Raw genomic sequence first — 15,231 nt, forward strand, 5'->3', positions numbered from 1 at the left:
GCGCCTCCCCCGGGGGCACGCCGCCCGATGGTCGAACACGTGCACACCGTGTTCAGGAAGTCGCTGCCCGTTGCCAATTATGGAGTGTCAACGGCATATCTCGCAGGGAGCTTGCGGGAATCCCCCGGGGCCGCACGGAATCCGGGGTTCCGTGCGGTCCGGCGGTCGTCGCTACGGTTCGACGATCACTTCCTGTGCGGCGGCGGTGTCTCCGGCGATCAGCCGGGCGTCCACCGGGACGTTGCGCTTGACCAGTGCCAGGGCCACCGGGCCCAGTTCGTGGTGGCGGACCGAGGTCGTCACGACACCGATCCTGCGGCCGTCCTCGCCGTCGTCGGCCAGCCGGATCTCGGTGCCGGGCGGCGGCAGGTGCACGTCGCTGCCGTCCAGGTGCAGGAAGACCAGGCGGCGCGGCGGCTTGCCGAGGTTCTGCACCCGGGCGACGGTCTCCTGGCCCCGGTAGCAGCCCTTCTGCAGGTGCACCGCGGTGCCGATCCAGCCGAGCTCGTGCGGGATGGTGCGGTGGTCGGTCTCGAAGCCGAGGCGCGGGCGGTGGTTCTCCACCCGGAGCGCCTCGTACGCCAGCAGGCCGGCCGCCGGGCCCGCCTTCGCGGCGAACGGCTCCAGCTCGGCGCGGGGCAGGAAGAGATCGCGGCCGTACGGCGTCTCGCGCACGACGGAGCCGTCCGGGGGCTCGGCGATCGAGCCGGCCGGGAGGTGCACGACGGCGAACTCGTCGGTGCGGTCGGCGACTTCCACCCGGTAGAAGAACTTCATCGACTCCAGGTAGGCGATCAGCGCCGGGGCGGTGCCGGGCTCCACGTGGGCCCAGACCGTCGTGCCGTCGTCGACCAGGTACAGCGCGTGCTCGATGTGGCCGTTGGCGGAGAGGACCAGCGCCTCGGTGGCCTCGCCGACGGGCAGCTCGCTGACGTGCTGGGTGAGCAGGAGGTGCAGCCAGCTCAGCCGGTCGTCACCGGTGACGGCCACCACGCCCCGGTGGGAGAGGTCGACGAAACCGGCGCCGTCGGCGAGGGCGCGCTGCTCACGGAACAGGTCGCCGTAGTGGGCGGCGACGCCTTCGTCCACGCCCTCGGCGGGAACGGCGCCGGGCAGGGACAGCAGGAGGCTCTTCATATGAGTAAGCCTACGACTCGGTAATTGAAGTCTGGACGGTTGCGGGCTCGGCTCTTCCGCGCGCGCAGTCCTGGCAGCGGCCGAAGATCGCGAAGTGCTTCATGTCGGTCTCGAAGCCGAACTCACGGCGCAGCTTGGCGGTGAACTCAGCGGCCACCGTCACGTCCGCCTCGATCACGTTCTCGCAGTCGCGGCAGACCAGGTGGATGTGGTGGTGCCGGTCGGCGAGGTGGTACGTCGGCGCCCCGTGCCCTAGATGGGCATGGCTGACCAGCCCCAGCTCCTCCAGGAGCTCCAGGGTCCGGTACACCGTCGAGATGTTGACTCCCGACGCGGTCTTCCTCACCTCACCGAGGATGGCGTCGGGAGTCGCGTGCTCGAGGGTGTCGACGGCTTCGAGCACGAGTTGCCGCTGCGGCGTCAGCCGGTAGCCGCGCTGCCTTAGGTCGCTCTTCCAGTCGGTGCTCACCACACCGAAAGTCTAGAACCACTCGGCGGCGACCACTTGGCGGCTACTTGAAGAAGGCGATGCCGTCGTCCGGCATGTCGCTCGGCAGGGCCTTCGCCCAGCGCTCGACTTCCTCCGGGGTGACGACCTTCTTCAGGTGCGCGGACATGTACGGGCGCAGCTCGACCTCGGGGGTCTGCTTCTCCCCCACCCACATCAGGTCGCTCTTGACGTAGCCGTACAGGCGCTTGCCGCCGGTGTACGGGGCGGAGGCGGCGGTGCGGGCCACGGCGTCGGTGACCAGGTCGATCTGGGGCTTCTTGTCGGCCATCTCGCCGTACCAGATCTCGATGACACCGTCGTCGCGGGTCATGGTGACCTCGACCCTGCGGTTGGCGTCGATGCGCCAGAAACCGTGCTCGGTCTCCAGCGGGCGGACCTTGTTCCCGTCGTTGTCCAGCACCCAGGTCTGGGAGTGGTACTCCAGGAAGTCACGCCCGTCGTGGCTGAAGGTGGCCTCCTGGCCGAAGTTGCACTTCTCCGAGCCGGGGAAGTCGTGGACGCCGGCGCCGGCCCACTTGCCCAGCAGGAAGGCGAGCGGGACCAGGTCCTTGTGCAGGTCGGACGGAATCTCGATCATGGCGGCGGTTCCTAGGCGGTGGGGATCAGCGCTGGCCCTGGTACAGCTTCTTCACGGTCAGTCCCGCGAAGGCGATGACGCCGACGCAGACCAGGACCAGCAGGGTTTCGAAGAAGATCTCCACGGGTGCTCCTTGAGCGAGGGTGGGCGTACGTACAAGAGCCGGGCCCCAGCTTACGCGGCCGGGGCCCGGGACTCCTGGCGAGGTCAGTCCAGCAGTTCGCTCTGCAGCACCACCGTCTGCTGGAAGGGGACGGCGGGCGCGAGGCCCTTCCTGGACTGGACGATCAGGGCGAGGGCGTCGCCTGAGGTCAGGTAGGCCTCGCGGACCTGCTCGGCGCCGTACGGCTTGGCCTCACCGATCACGGCCGTGTGCACGTCGTCCACCCGGGCGGCCGAGGGGAAGCCCGGGTCGGGCTCGTAGATCTCGCCGCCCTTGATCCGGTACAGCGGCGCCTCGTACGACGTCAGCTCGTCGTCGAGCATGTGCTCGGCGACCGCCGCCGTGTCGAACTGGAGCAGGTAGACGCGGGTGTGCGTGCCGTCGGCGGTGGTCCAGCCGCGGGCCGCGATGTGGCGCAGCCCGTTGTCGGTGAGCCGCTGCCGGACGTCCTTGCGTTCCGTCGAGACGGCGAACTCCTTGAGGAACGTGCCGGTGGCGAGCCATCCGTCGGTCCCCTTGAGCGCCGCGTCGGCGGTGGCGCCCTTCGGCGCGGGCAGCACGAGTGCGCGCAGGTCGGCGAAGTGCGTTCCGGCCGGGTTGCGGTCCTCGTCGTTGGGACCCGGGCTTCCGGACGGCAGCGGCGGCCGCACGAGCGTGGGGTACGCCCAGCGGCCGTCGGACCGGGTGGCCAGGCCGGGTACGTCCGTCCGGTCGAGCCTCGTGATGCCGTACGCGGTCCCGGCACCGGCGACCGCGAAGACGGCGACGACGGAGACCCAGCGGAGCGCGGCCCGCAGCACCCGGCGGTCCTTCTTCGGCGCCTGCGGCGGCACCGCGTCGAGCCCCGTCCCTGCGACGGTCCCCTCGCCTTCGCCGCCGACGGGGACGGCCGGTTCGACGGGAGCCGTCGGTTCCACGGGAGCCGTCGGTTCCACGGGAGCCGTGGGGGTCTCCGAGGGGTTCGTGTGCGTGGTCATACCGATGCTCCCGGCTCCTTGATGCGGTCGAACTGCGCGCGGAGCATGCTCGCCACGTCGTCCTTGTCCAGCGGCTTGCCCGCGAACGCCGTGGCGGTGATCAGGACATCGCCCACGTAGCCGGTGCAGAACATCATGTCGAGCTTCTCGGCGGAGTCGGCGACCGGCAGGAAGCAGGAGGCCGAGTCCTTGTAGCCCTTGATCTCCGGGCCCTTGCGCAGCACCTTCAGCGTGTCGAAGAACTCCCTCTGGACGGCCGCCACGGAACGGACCGTCCGCTGGTTGCCCAGCTGGGCCAGATCGATCTCCACCGTGTACTCGGTGCCGCCCGTCCCGTAGTTCAGGTAGCTGCGCATCGCCATGCCCTTGACCGGGTCCCGGTCGATCTGCCGCTCCAGCCGCTGCCGCTGCGAGCGCGGCAGGTCCTTGACCGACTCCTTGCGCATCAGGGCCGTCTGCTCACCGGAGAGTGCGACGTCCGACCCGAACTGGGCCATGTCCGGGCCTCGTCGGTGGAGGGTGTCGTAGGGCAGCAGCATGCCCTGGAGTCCGCTGTCGGCGGCCGGCTTCGTCGCCTTGGCGGCCTTGGGCAGGCGCCAGACGGGAGCACCGGCGTCACGGTCCGCGCCCTGCACGGCCACGGCGGTGCAGGTGATCCCGGCCAGCACCGCGACGACGAGCACGCCGACCCCGCCGACGACGGCGATCCGGCGGCGGTCACGCGGCCGCTTCGGCACGTCCGGCACCGGGTCGGCGGCGGTGGTCTCCGCGGCGGGTTCCGCGGCGGGTTCCGCGGTGGACTCGGCGACGGGCGAGGGAGAGAGGGCGGGCTCGGGCTCGGGGACGGCGGGCGTCTCGGGGTTCTCGGTCACAGCCGCTCCATCTGCCGCTTCGCCAGATCCAGCACCTTCGTCTTCGGGATCGGCTTCGTGTCGTACATCCAGATCTCCATGGCGACGTCACCGCGCCACGCGTGCGCCTCGGCGGAGTACAGGCCGACGCCGTAGGAGGTGTCGGGCTTGGTGTGGACGTACGCCATGCCGTCGCCCGTGCCGGGGACCGGCCAGCTGTCGGTGTCGTGGTCGCCGTCCGGTTCGGCGTAGTAGTACGCGCCGTCCGCCGCGTCGGCGGCCTCCGTGGCCGTCTGCTCCTGGCGGTACTGGATCAGCTCGATCTCGACATTGAGGTCCTCGCCCTCCCGCCAGGTGGTCACGGCGGCCCGGCGGAACTCCTGCGCCCCGATCAGCCGGCGGAAGGCACCGGCCGGGCTCTTGTACGTCTCCGCGTACTCGCTCGCGTCCATCCATCCGTCGCTGCCCACCGGTATCACCGCCTTGCGCGCCCCGGTCGGCTTGCCCAGCAGCAGCTTGCGCAGGTCGCCGTCGACCTTGACCTTGCGGTCCTGGGCGGCCGACAGCGGCTCGGGGCCCGGTCCCTTCGCCTGGGCGACGGACGGCTGGGACAGCGATGGCAGGGCGGTGGGCTCGCGGTCGGCCTGGATCAGGTAGCCGACGCAGGCGCCGGCCACGACGCCCAGCACGGCGGCGGTGGCGACGAGCACGCCGGTGAGACGGCGTGGCCCGGGTCTTCCGGGCGGTGTGTCTACGGGTGGTGCGTCCGGTCTTTCAGGTGGTGCGTCTGCGGGTGGTGTGTCTGGCGCGTCCAAGTGGATCCCCCCAGTGGAAACGGGCGCGCGGATTCCTTGATCCGCGCGCCACAGGAGACTCATGGCAGACACACTGAGTTGTACAACGATTAATTACGATCAGGACACCGCGGCGAGCCAGGCGGCGGCCACCGCCGCGCACAGCAGCGTCCCGTTGAGGGCCACCTGACGGTCCCCCATCCGCAGGTGCACCCTGATCGCCCCGACCTGGAGGACCGCGAGCCCGACCGCCGCGGCCACCGCCGTCCGGGGGGCGACGCCGGTCAGGCGCGGGAGCAGCAGCCCGAGGGCGCCGAGCAATTCCACGGCACCGAGCGCCCGCACGGCCCGCATCGGCATGCCGTCCACCCACGCCATCATCGGCCGCAGCCGCTCCCGGCTCCGCACGGCCTTCAGCCCGCCCGCGTAGAGGTAGAACAGCGCGAGCAGACCGGCGACGATCCAGTACGCGACGCTCATGAGACGCGCCTCCACGTGACGCAGGGGACGAGAACCCCGCCGTCGTCGGGGCCGACGATCGATACGGCGGGTTCGGTGGGGTGGTCGTGGGTCGTCATGCCTCGATTCGACGGCCGGGACGGTACGGCTGTCCAAGACCTGTTCCGCCGCCCCGATACCCGATCGGTATCGTGGCCGTATGGAGCGGATCGAGCTGCGGACGCTGCGCTATTTCGTGGCCGTCGCCGAGGAACTCCACTTCGGCCGGGCCGCCGCACGGCTCCACATGAGCCAGCCGCCGCTGAGCCGCGCGGTCAAGGGGCTGGAGACGGAGATCGGAGCGGCGCTCTTCGAGCGGTCCCCGGCCGGTGTCACCCTCACCGCCGTCGGCGCCGTGCTGCTCGACGAGGCCCGTGCCCTCCTCGACCGGGCGGAGACGCTTCGCGTACGGGTCGCCACGGCGGCCGGTGCCGCCACGCTCACCGTCGGCCTCCTCGGCGACAGCACGGATCCCGGTGTGCGGCGGCTGGCCCGCGCCTACCGCGACCGTCACCCGGGCGTCGCCGTCCGCATCCGCGAGACCGACCTCACCGACCCCACCTGCGGACTGCGCGCCGGGCTCGTGGACGTCGCGCTGACCCGTGCGCCCTTCGACGAAACCGGCCTGGTGGTGCGGGAGTTGCGCGCCGATCCGGTGGGTGCGCTGCTCCGCGCCGACGATCCGCTGGCCCGCCGGACGAGCCTGACGCTGGCCGACCTCGCGGACCGGCAGTGGTTCCGGTTCCCGGCGGGCACGGACGGCCGCTGGCAGGCGTACTGGAACGGCGGGACGGCACGGGAGGGACCGGTGGTGCGGGCGGTCCAGGAGTGCCGGCAGGCGGTCCTGTGGAACGGCACGGTGGGCATGACGACGACCGGCCACGAGCCGGGCGCGGGGCTGGTGACGGTACCGGTCGTGGACATGCGGCCCAGCCGGGTGGTGGTGGCATGGGCCGCGGGAGACACCAATCCCCTGCTACGGCCGTTCGTCCAGGTGGCGGTCGACGCCTACCGCGACCAGGACCTGGGGGATATCCCCCGCCCTGATCCTGGGGCGGACCGGATCGCGCCCTGGCCGGGGCGAAAATAGCGTTCGGCCATGATGTCGACTCCGCGAAGGCTCCTCGCACTGGCCCTCGGTACCGCCACCCTGCTCTCCTCCGGGGTGGCCGCCGCCGCATCTCCCAGGTACTCCCTGCGGCGGGACGCCGACGCGATCCACGCCCTCGGCGTCAGCGGTGTGCAGGCCCGCGTGATCGCGCCCGACGGCCGGCAGTCGGTCGCCACCAGCGGCACCGCCGACCTGGACACCGGACGTCCCGTCCCCGCCGACGGCTACTTCCGCATGGCCAGCACGGCCAAGACACTGGTCGCCACCGTGGTCCTCCAGCTGGAGGCCGAGGGCAGGCTGTCCCTGGACGACACGGTCGACCACTGGCTGCCGCACGTCGTACGGGGGAACGGCAACGACGGCCGCCGGATCACCGTCCGCCAACTCCTCCAGCACACCAGCGGCATCCACGACGACCTGCCCGGATACACCACGCCGGAGGAGTACTACCAGCAGCGCCACGACGTCCACGGCCTCCGGCAGCTCGTCGCTCGTGCGATGGCCCACGCACCGGACTTCCCGCCCGGCGAGGGCTGGGCGTACTCCAACACCGGGTACGTCCTGCTGGCCCTGATCGTCCAGGAGGTCACCGGCCATCCCGCCCACCAGCAGATCGAGGACCGCGTCCTGCGCCCGCTCGGCCTCGACCGGACCCGGTGGCTGGGCACCTCGCCGGCGCTTCCCCGGCCGCACGCCCAGGCCTACCAGTACTTCGGCCCCGGCTCCCGGGTCGACGTCACCGACCAGATCCCGGTGGACCCCGAGAACCTCTCCTGGGTCACGACCACCCGCGACGAGAACCGTCTCCTCCGCGCGCTGCTCGCGGGCCGTCTGCTCCCGGCACGCCAGCTGGCCGAGATGAAGCGGACGGTTCCCGTGAACGCGGAGGTCCAACAGCTGTGGCCCGGCGGCCGATACGGACTCGGCCTGGTCGAACGCCCGCTGAGCTGCGGCGGGAGCTACTGGAGCCACGAGGGCGGGGACGGCGGCTACATCACCCTCAACGGCGTCACCGGCGACGGTGGGCGCAGCGCGGTGGTCTCCATGTCCGAGGCCCGCGGCGACACCCCGGACCACATCCTGGCCCAGGAGAACGCGGCGAGCGCCCTCATCGACCACGCGCTGTGCGGGTGACTCCGCCGACGAAGGCCGACCAGGCGGACGCCCCGAAGACAAGTGCCCCGCGATCGGGGTCCTTGCTGTCACGGACGGGGACGAGGGAGGGGAGGCCGGGGGCGACTTCGAGGCAGTTGCCGCCGTCGGTGTTGCTGTGGCTGCTCTTGCGCCATGTCACGCTGCTCAGGTCGATGGCTCGCACGGCAGTTCCTCCAACATCCGCAATATGAACGTCCGCGACTCGGCCGGGCTCAGCGCCAGGTCACGTACCGCATCATAGGTGCGATGCAGGCGTTCAACCCTGCTTGTTTCTTCGACCAGTTCGCCCCGTACGTCGTTTTCCGCGTAGACCACCGTGCGGCCGTCCGCCAGTCGGAGAAACATCGCGTCGGTGTTCACCAGGCCGTGCAGTCCGGTGCCGAACGGCAGCACGTGAAGGCTGATGTTGGGCCGTCCGGCCACCTCCACCAGATGCTCCAGCTGGTGTCGCCAACCCTGCCGGTCGCGCAGCGAGTTACGCAGCACCGCTTCGCCGAGAATGACGCGGAACGGCGGCGGATCATCGCCGTCCAGCACGCTCTGCCGCCCCATGCGTGCGCCGACCTGTTGCTCCAGTTCCTCGTCCTTGAGACCGCCTGCCATCAGCGCTTCACGGACACATCCGGGCGTCTGCAGCAGCCCGGGTGGCATGCTCACGGAGTACTGCCACAAAGCCACCGCCTCGGCCTCCAGCATCATGTACCGCCGGTACTGCTCCTTGAACTGGGACGGGTCGCCGACCGCCAGTTCCCACAGGGCCAGCAGCAGCCCCGGCGTCCCGTAGTACTGGTCGAGCGCCTCGACGATCTCGGGGCTCCCGAGGCTCCGTCCGCTCTCCATCTTGCCGAAGTTGGAGGCGTCCCAGCCCAGTTCCTCCGCCAGCTCCCGCAGGCTCACCGCCTTCTCCGCACGCAGGTGCCGTAACTCCTCCGCGAACCGTTGCCTGGGCTCCTGACTGCGTCCCGTCACCACCCGCCTCTGCGGCACCGCACCCCTCCCTGGTACGCCATGGAATTTGTGGAATTAGCGCCGCCAGACGGGGAAGAACCGCTCGCCATCGGCGTGCCTACCCCACCTCCGGGCCATGCTCGTAGCAGCCTCGATACCCAGAGTAGTCCAACTGGCGCATTTCGTATAGATGTTGGACGAAAGGAGCAAATGCCATGGAGCCCGGAACGCTGTTCTACGACACCGCCACCGACCAGGTCGGCGAGTACCGGGACCGGTCGGGGCCGTACGCGATGCTGCGGCCCGTCGGCGGCGGCAGGGAGTGGCAGGCCGACCCGGCGGCACTGCGCCCCGCCACCGACAGAGAACGGCTCAGCGCCGGGGTGCGCGCGGCGAACGACCGCAGTACGTGGGGCGTGCCGTCGGGGACCGACGACCTGAGCCGGCCGCCCCGGCCCGTTCCCGGCTGCGCCGCGTGCGCGCAGCTCGGTGACCGCAGGGAGGCCGCGCTGGTCACGTTCGACCACAGCGCGGCCACCGACGCGAACGTGCTGCTGCGGCAGCACCAGCGCGCGGAGCACCAGCCGTGACGCGGCCGATTACCCTGCACGCATGGCGAAGAAGCTCGTGATCAAGGTGACGGCCGGGGCGGACGCCCCGGAGCGGTGCTCGCAGGCGTTCACGGTGGCGGCGGTGGCCGTCGCCAGTGGCGTCGAGGTGTCGATGTGGCTGACCGGGGAGTCCGCGTGGTTCGCGCTGCCGGGGCGGGCCGCCGAGTTCGAGCTGCCGCACGCCGCTCCGCTGCCGGACCTGGTCGACTCGATCCTGGCGGGCGGCACGCTCACGCTCTGCACGCAGTGCGCGGCACGCCGGGACATCACGGAGAAGGACGTCATCGAGGGCGTGCGGATCGCGGGTGCGCAGGTCTTCGTGCAGGAGGCGATGGCCGAGGGGACGCAGGCGCTCGTCTACTAGGCCGCGTCCGGTTCAGGACCGCGGGCGCCTCAGGGGCGCGGGGATCCCGCGTCGTCGTACCGCCGCCGGGCCGCCTCGACGTGGTCGAGGTGGCCGGCGGACCAGTCGGCGAGGTGCGCGAAGAGCGGGGCGAGGGTGGCGCCGAGGTCGCTGATCTCGTACTCGACGCGCGGCGGCACCTCGGGGTGATAGGTGCGGACGACCAGCCCGTCCCGTTCCAGCTGGCGCAGCCGCTGGGTGAGCACCTTCGGCGTGATGCCCTTGATCCGCCGCTCCAGCCGGACGAACCGCTGGCGGCCGAAGGTGTGCAGGGACCAGAGGATCGGCGTGGTCCACCGGCTGAACACGATGTCCACGACCGGGGAGACCGGGCAGGCCAGCTCGGGGTCGGACAGGGCGTCGGGCGCGGAGCGCCGGGTCTCGGCCGTCATGAGCCACACCCCTCGGAGATAGTCACTTTCCTCTGGGTACCTACTATACCGACGCTGCTAGCGTCACCGTCGTCGCGGAAGACCACCGGAAAATACGGGAGTTGGACATGATCGTGGTGACGGGTGCGACCGGGAACGTGGGCCGGCCGCTGGTGGCGGCCCTGGCCGCGGCCGGGGAACGGGTAACGGCGGTGTCCCGGGGGATCGCTCCGGCGGACCTGCCGGACGGGGTCGTGCGGGTGCGGGCCGATCTGGCCGAGCCGGAGAGCCTGCGGACCGCGCTCGACGGCGCCGGTGCGCTGTTCCTGCACGACGGCGGCACCGGCGGGCACGGGCTCGACGCGCGGGCCGTGCTGGCGGTGGCCCGGGACGCCGGAGTGGCGCGGGTGGTGCTGCTCTCCTCGCAGGCCGTGGCGACCAGGCCGGAGTCGCCCTCGCACGGCGGAGCGATGCGGGCGGTCGAGGACGCGGTGCGCGGGTCGGGCCTGGCCTGGACGGTGCTGCGGGCGGGCGGCTTCGCGTCCAACGCCTTCGCGTGGGCCGGGTCGGTGCGCGCCGAGCGGACCGTGGCCGCGCCGTTCGGTGACGTCGGGATTCCGGTGGTCGACCCGGCGGACCTCGCGGAGGTCGCCGCGGTGGCGCTGCGCAAGGACGAACACAACGGCCGGACGTACGAGTTGAACGGGCCCGCGGCCGTCACGCCCCGGCAGCAGGCGGCGGCCATCGGTGCGGCCCTCGGCGAGCCGGTGCGGTTCGTGGAGCTGACCCGGGACGCGGCGCGCGCCCGGATGACCGCCTTCATGCCGGAGGCGGTGGTGGAGACGACGCTCGCGGTGCTCGGCGAGCCGACCGCGGGCGAGCTGCGGCTCAGCCCGGACGTCGAGGACGTGCTCGGCCGTGCGCCCGGGACCTTCGCCGCGTGGGCGCGGCGCAACGCCGGGGCGTTCCGGTAGGCCGCGGCGGGGCGGGACTCAGGACCGGGGGCGTTTCTTGCCGTCCAGCTCGTCCCACCACTCGTCGGACTTGGGATCGCCGGACGGGTCGTCCCACCAGCGGTCGTCCGGGCCGCGGCGGTTCGCGACCATCGCGGCGACGGGCGGGATGACCATGGCCACCACGCACATCCCCACGGCGGCCGGGACGGACCAGATGCGCACGACGCCCCAGGCCAGGACGAAGAGACCGATGCAGATCCCCATCATGACGAAGTAGACGCGACGCCGCCGGGCCAGCATGCATCCAGGGTAGGACGGGCGGGCGGACACGGCGAAGGGCCGCACCCCGGGTCTTCGGCCCGAAGGTGCGGCCCTCGTGTCCGTCCGGCAGGTCAGACCGCGATCGCGACCTCGGCCAGGCCGCCCTGCTGGGCGACGACCGTGCGGTCGGCGGTGGCGCCGGGAACGAGGGCGCGGACGGTCCAGGTGCCCTCCGCCGCGTAGAAGCGGAACTGTCCGGTGGCGGAGGTCGGGACCTCCGCGGTGAACTCGCCAGTCGAGTCGAGCAGGCGGACGTAGCCGACGACGGGCTCGCCGTCCTTCGTCACCTGCCCCTGGATCGTGGTCTCACCGGGCTTGATCGTCGAGGCGTCCGGGCCGCCGGCCTTCGCTCCACACATACCGAAACTCCAGAGGTCTTGAAAGGTCGGGGCTTACTTGGCGGCGCCGAGCTCGATCGGGACGCCGACGAGGCTGCCGTACTCGGTCCAGGAGCCGTCGTAGTTCTTGACGTTCTCGACACCGAGCAGCTCGTGCAGGACGAACCAGGTCAGCGCCGAGCGCTCGCCGATGCGGCAGTAGGCGATGGTGTCCTTGGCGAGGTCCACCTGCTCGTCGGCGTACAGCTCCTTGAGTTCGTCGTCCGACTTGAAGGTGCCGTCGTCGTTGGCGTTCTTCGACCACGGGATGTTCCGGGCGGACGGGACGTGGCCCGGACGCTGGGACTGCTCCTGCGGCAGGTGGGCCGGGGCGAGCAGCTTGCCGGAGAACTCGTCGGGGGACCGCACGTCGACGAGGTTCTGGGTGCCGATGGCCGCCACGACGTCGTCGCGGAAGGCGCGGATCGCGGTGTTCTGCGGCTTGGCGGTGTAGGTGGTCTCGGTGCGGTCCGGGACCTCGTCGACCAGCTCGCGGGCGTCCAGCTCCCACTTCTTGCGGCCGCCGTCGAGGAGCTTGACGTTGTCGTGGCCGTAGAGCTTGAAGTACCAGTAGGCGTAGGACGCGAACCAGTTGTTGTTGCCGCCGTACAGGATCACCAGGGTGTCGTTGCCGATGCCCTTCGCCGACAGGAGCTTCTCGAAGCCCTCCTGGTCGATGAAGTCGCGGCGGACCGGGTCCTGCAGGTCCTTGGTCCAGTCGATGCGGATCGCGCCACGGATGTGGTTCTTCTCGTAGGCGGAGGTGTCCTCGTCCACCTCCACGATCGCGATGTCGGCGTTGTCCAGGTTGTCCTGGACCCAGTCGGCGTCGACCAGGACGTCGCTGCGGCTCATGCTCTTTCTCCTCCGGGGCAGGTGCGGCGGTGCGTGCGAGTGCGGGGTGCGCGCGCGGAAGCGCGCACGGGTCCCTCGGCAAGGGAGGGCAGGGGGATGCGGAGGCAGCGGCCTCCACCGTCAGAAGGGGCGACAGAGCATGGCGGCGACGCGGCACAGGTCGACTGCCCGCCGCTTCGTGAGATCCGCCTGACGCTTCATGGGCTCGATCGTAGGGACGGATGACCGGGCATGTCACCGGCATGTCGCATGATGAGACACGATCGTCCGGATTGTGGGACGGAAAGCGGCCCGGAGGCGTGACCGGGCCGCGGCGGCCGCATCGCGGTGGGTGCCGTTTCTACGGTACGGACGCCTCCGTCTCGGCAAATGGACAGGTTCCGCCGGCCGTCGCCGAGCCGCCTTCTACCCGGCGAGCCGGACGTTCGAACCCTTCACGCCGATCTCCACACCGTCGGCCGCCGCCTCCACCCGGTCCAGCCGGATGCCGCCGGGCAGCCTGTCGATCGCCTGCTTGAAGTCGGACGCCTGCCGGAACCGGTCCTCGATCAGGCTGACCCCGGCCAGCTTGGGCAGGTTGTCGGCGTGCACCTGCACGGAGTCGCCCTTGACGGCGACCGTGCTGACGAGGTCCACCTTCTGGTGGGCGTTCACGCCGGGGACGGTGATGTCGAGGGTGACCTTGATCTTGCCGTTGCCGCCGTCGGCGAGGTTCACGACCCTGCCGGTGAACCCGAGACCGAGGTCGGTGGGCTGGGTGTCCACGTTCTTCAGCAGCTCGGCGTAGGAGATGAGCGCGCTGCCGGTGGCGGTCCGCGCGGTGGCGGAGCTGTAGTCGCCGGTGAAGGTGACGCCCTTCATGTCGGCCTTCAGGTCCTGGATCCGGATCGACTTGCCCGCCGTGCCGGTGCTGGCGTCGTAGTCCTTGATCCCGACCTGCACGTCGTCCAGCGTGCCGCCGGCGACCTGGGTGAGGAAGGGGAACCCCTTGATGGAGACGTCGGGGTCGCTCGCCAGACCCTCCGTCGTCTTCAGCTTGCCGGCGGCCTCACCTTCGGCGAAGTGCACGGCCACCCGGTCCACGACCACGAAGAGCACGCCGAGAATGACGACGACGATCAGGAAGATACGCAGGGCTCGCATGGTGATGGGGTCCCCCGGGTCGGCGTTCGATAACGGCGGGGTTCACGCTAACCCCGCCACGGCCGCCGACCGGGAAATTGTCGAACACCTGTGACAGGCGGGGCGGACACGACCTAGCGCCCCAGGATCCACACCGCCGGCGCGGCCGCCGCCAGCGGCAGGGCCACGCCCGCCGTGAAGTGGACGAACCGCGACGGGTAGTCATAGCTCGCCGCACGGTGACCGGCCAGCGCGCACACCGCGGCCCCGGCGCCGATCAGCGCGCCCTTGGTGCCCACCGCGGTCATGCCGCCCACCGCGATGCCCGCTCCGGTCGCGGCCAGCACCGACACGGCCACCGAGGCGACCGTCGGCAGCGGCAGCGCACGGGCCACCACCGCGACCGCGACCGCCGCCGCGCCCACCGACGCCGCGTGCGGGTCCGCGCCGAGGAAACCGGTCGCGATGATCGCCAGCGCGGAGGCGGCGACCGTGGCCATCAGGCCGTACATCCGGGTGTCGGGGTCCGCGTGCGAGCGGAGCTGGAGGACCAGGGAGAGCAGGACCCAGATGCCCAGCGGGCCCAGGATCGCCGCCGGCGCCTGGTCACGGCCGGCCACCAGGACCGCGGCGTCCGCCGCCAGCGCGCCCAGGAAGGCCAGCGCGATGCCCTGCCGGGCCGGCCACATGCCGTTCAGCCGGAACCAGCCCGCCGCCGTCACCGCCTGGAGGACGACCAGCGGGAGGGCCAGGACGTACGGGGAGACCGGCGCGGCCACCGCCAGCAGCAGGCCCAGCAGGGCCGTCAGCAGGGCGGGCTGCATCCCCGGCTCGATGATCGGCGAGCGGCCCTCCAGGCGGGCCCGCTGCGCGTCGGTGACGCGCGCGTTGCCGGCCAGGGTGGCGGGACCGTAGCCGCTGCCGGACTCGCCGGGACCCGCCCCGGGAACCGGGGGAGGTGCCTGCACCGGCTGCTGCGCCTGCTGCTGGACGTGGCCGGGCTGCTGCTGGGCCGGAGGCTGCTGGGCCGGCGGGTACGCCGACTGGGGCAGGTACGCCGTCTCCGCCGCCGGCTGCTGGGCCGCCTGCACCGGCGCGTGCGTCTGCGTCTCCCAGGTCTGGCCCTGCCACTGCTGCGTGGCGTACTGCTGCTCCTCGTAGCCCCACTGCGGCTGGGCGGGAGGCTGCTGGTACGGGTCGTAGCCCTCGTACGGCTGGTTGGTCATCGGTCTCGCTCACCCTCCTGCGAACGGCGGGAGCACCTCGACCGTGCCGCCCTCGGCCAGCCGTACCGTCTCATGCTCGCGCGTCCCCGCGGGGTCACCGTCGACGAGGAAGGAGCATCGCCGCAGGACGCGCGCGAGTTCTCCGGGGTGTCGCGCACGCACCGCGTCCAGCGCCTCGGCGAGGGTGTCCGCGTCGTACGGCTCCTCGGCGACGCCGGCCGCGGCCTTCGCGGCGGCCCAGTAGCGCACCGTGACCTTGGGCATCAG

General features: G+C 71.5%; 22 protein-coding genes. 5 read left to right on the forward strand and 17 right to left on the reverse strand.

The features are described 5' to 3' along the window. Positions 1-171: 171 nt before the first annotated feature. The 7 genes from ACIQOE_RS39765 to ACIQOE_RS39795 all read right to left on the reverse strand — a co-directional run bounded on the left by ACIQOE_RS39765 (position 172) and on the right by ACIQOE_RS39795 (position 5,490). Positions 172-1,137 (reverse strand): YgfZ/GcvT domain-containing protein, encoded by a 966-nt coding sequence (locus ACIQOE_RS39765; protein ID WP_401416959.1) that lies wholly within the window; start codon positions 1,135-1,137, stop codon positions 172-174. 10 nt (positions 1,138-1,147) lie between these two features. Beyond that, positions 1,148-1,609: a transcriptional repressor gene (locus ACIQOE_RS39770; RefSeq protein WP_365559439.1), complete on the reverse strand. Its 462-nt coding sequence runs from the start codon at positions 1,607-1,609 to the stop codon at positions 1,148-1,150. Between the two features lie 40 nt (positions 1,610-1,649). Beyond that, on the reverse strand, positions 1,650-2,225 hold the full coding sequence (locus ACIQOE_RS39775) for an FABP family protein (RefSeq protein ID WP_363015504.1): 576 nt from the start codon (positions 2,223-2,225) through the stop codon (positions 1,650-1,652). 207 nt (positions 2,226-2,432) lie between these two features. Continuing rightward, on the reverse strand, positions 2,433-3,365 hold the full coding sequence (locus ACIQOE_RS39780) for a hypothetical protein (protein WP_365575260.1): 933 nt from the start codon (positions 3,363-3,365) through the stop codon (positions 2,433-2,435). Further along, a complete protein-coding gene (locus ACIQOE_RS39785; RefSeq protein ID WP_401416961.1) occupies positions 3,362-4,237 on the reverse strand; it encodes a hypothetical protein in 876 nt (291 codons plus the stop codon). Before ACIQOE_RS39785 ends, ACIQOE_RS39780 begins: the two co-directional genes overlap by 4 nt. After that, positions 4,234-4,926 carry a hypothetical protein gene (locus ACIQOE_RS39790; RefSeq protein ID WP_401416963.1) on the reverse strand — a complete coding sequence of 231 codons (693 nt, stop codon included), beginning with the start codon at positions 4,924-4,926 and terminating at the stop codon, positions 4,234-4,236. The genes ACIQOE_RS39785 and ACIQOE_RS39790 overlap by 4 nt, the downstream gene beginning before the upstream one ends. A 204-nt stretch (positions 4,927-5,130) precedes the next feature. Next, positions 5,131-5,490, reverse strand: a complete 360-nt coding sequence (locus tag ACIQOE_RS39795; protein WP_401416965.1) for a DoxX family protein — start codon at positions 5,488-5,490, stop codon at positions 5,131-5,133. A gap of 187 nt (positions 5,491-5,677) precedes the next feature. On the opposite strand from ACIQOE_RS39795, the gene ACIQOE_RS39800 reads away from it, so the two are divergent. Further along, on the forward strand, positions 5,678-6,598 hold the full coding sequence (locus ACIQOE_RS39800) for a LysR substrate-binding domain-containing protein (protein WP_401417020.1): 921 nt from the start codon (positions 5,678-5,680) through the stop codon (positions 6,596-6,598). A 9-nt stretch (positions 6,599-6,607) separates the two neighbouring features. Further along, positions 6,608-7,753 (forward strand): serine hydrolase domain-containing protein, encoded by a 1,146-nt coding sequence (locus tag ACIQOE_RS39805; protein ID WP_401416967.1) that lies wholly within the window; start codon positions 6,608-6,610, stop codon positions 7,751-7,753. Here ACIQOE_RS39805 and ACIQOE_RS39810 read toward each other — a convergent pair. Together ACIQOE_RS39810 and ACIQOE_RS39815 are read right to left on the reverse strand one after the other, a co-directional pair. Then, positions 7,728-7,937: a DUF397 domain-containing protein gene (locus tag ACIQOE_RS39810; protein ID WP_401416969.1), complete on the reverse strand. Its 210-nt coding sequence runs from the start codon at positions 7,935-7,937 to the stop codon at positions 7,728-7,730. The two genes, ACIQOE_RS39805 and ACIQOE_RS39810, sit on opposite strands and share 26 nt — an antisense overlap. Further along, positions 7,919-8,761 (reverse strand): helix-turn-helix domain-containing protein, encoded by an 843-nt coding sequence (locus tag ACIQOE_RS39815; protein WP_401416971.1) that lies wholly within the window; start codon positions 8,759-8,761, stop codon positions 7,919-7,921. The genes ACIQOE_RS39810 and ACIQOE_RS39815 overlap by 19 nt, the downstream gene beginning before the upstream one ends. A 176-nt stretch (positions 8,762-8,937) precedes the next feature. On the opposite strand from ACIQOE_RS39815, the gene ACIQOE_RS39820 reads away from it, so the two are divergent. Together ACIQOE_RS39820 and ACIQOE_RS39825 are read left to right on the forward strand one after the other, a co-directional pair. Next, positions 8,938-9,312, forward strand: a complete 375-nt coding sequence (locus ACIQOE_RS39820; protein ID WP_362648338.1) for a hypothetical protein — start codon at positions 8,938-8,940, stop codon at positions 9,310-9,312. Between the two features lie 22 nt (positions 9,313-9,334). Beyond that, positions 9,335-9,697, forward strand: a complete 363-nt coding sequence (locus ACIQOE_RS39825; RefSeq protein ID WP_046732507.1) for a DsrE family protein — start codon at positions 9,335-9,337, stop codon at positions 9,695-9,697. A 29-nt stretch (positions 9,698-9,726) separates the two neighbouring features. Here the strand turns inward: ACIQOE_RS39825 and ACIQOE_RS39830 are convergent, their stop codons facing one another. After that, entirely contained in the window at positions 9,727-10,128 is a 402-nt protein-coding gene (locus ACIQOE_RS39830) for a winged helix-turn-helix transcriptional regulator (protein ID WP_401416974.1), read from the reverse strand. Between the two features lie 107 nt (positions 10,129-10,235). On the opposite strand from ACIQOE_RS39830, the gene ACIQOE_RS39835 reads away from it, so the two are divergent. Further along, a complete protein-coding gene (locus ACIQOE_RS39835) occupies positions 10,236-11,081 on the forward strand; it encodes an NAD(P)H-binding protein (RefSeq protein ID WP_401416976.1) in 846 nt (281 codons plus the stop codon). Positions 11,082-11,099: 18 nt separating this feature from the next. Here ACIQOE_RS39835 and ACIQOE_RS39840 read toward each other — a convergent pair whose 3' ends face one another. From ACIQOE_RS39840 to ACIQOE_RS39870, 7 genes are all read right to left on the reverse strand, one after another. After that, positions 11,100-11,363 (reverse strand): DUF3099 domain-containing protein, encoded by a 264-nt coding sequence (locus ACIQOE_RS39840; protein WP_351328377.1) that lies wholly within the window; start codon positions 11,361-11,363, stop codon positions 11,100-11,102. A 92-nt stretch (positions 11,364-11,455) separates the two neighbouring features. Then, the gene (locus ACIQOE_RS39845; RefSeq protein WP_003991226.1) at positions 11,456-11,743 is read right to left on the reverse strand and encodes a DUF1416 domain-containing protein; all 288 of its coding nucleotides are present in this window, start codon (positions 11,741-11,743) and stop codon (positions 11,456-11,458) included. A gap of 33 nt (positions 11,744-11,776) precedes the next feature. Beyond that, complete coding sequence (locus tag ACIQOE_RS39850; protein ID WP_401416978.1) at positions 11,777-12,616, reverse strand: sulfurtransferase; 840 nt, start codon at positions 12,614-12,616, stop codon at positions 11,777-11,779. A 120-nt stretch (positions 12,617-12,736) separates the two neighbouring features. Then, positions 12,737-12,817, reverse strand: a complete 81-nt coding sequence (locus ACIQOE_RS39855; protein ID WP_350751515.1) for an Ms5788A family Cys-rich leader peptide — start codon at positions 12,815-12,817, stop codon at positions 12,737-12,739. Between the two features lie 204 nt (positions 12,818-13,021). Further along, positions 13,022-13,759, reverse strand: coding sequence for a DUF2993 domain-containing protein (locus ACIQOE_RS39860; protein WP_365559453.1), 738 nt, complete (start codon positions 13,757-13,759; stop codon positions 13,022-13,024). A gap of 113 nt (positions 13,760-13,872) precedes the next feature. Then, a complete protein-coding gene (locus ACIQOE_RS39865) occupies positions 13,873-14,964 on the reverse strand; it encodes a hypothetical protein (protein WP_401416981.1) in 1,092 nt (363 codons plus the stop codon). Between the two features lie 9 nt (positions 14,965-14,973). Further along, the gene (locus ACIQOE_RS39870; RefSeq protein WP_351328385.1) at positions 14,974-15,228 is read right to left on the reverse strand and encodes a MoaD/ThiS family protein; all 255 of its coding nucleotides are present in this window, start codon (positions 15,226-15,228) and stop codon (positions 14,974-14,976) included. Positions 15,229-15,231: the final 3 nt, after the last annotated feature.

The organism is Streptomyces sp. NPDC091282, assembly GCF_044757385.1.
GTDB classification, from domain to species: domain Bacteria; phylum Actinomycetota; class Actinomycetes; order Streptomycetales; family Streptomycetaceae; genus Streptomyces; species Streptomyces gramineus.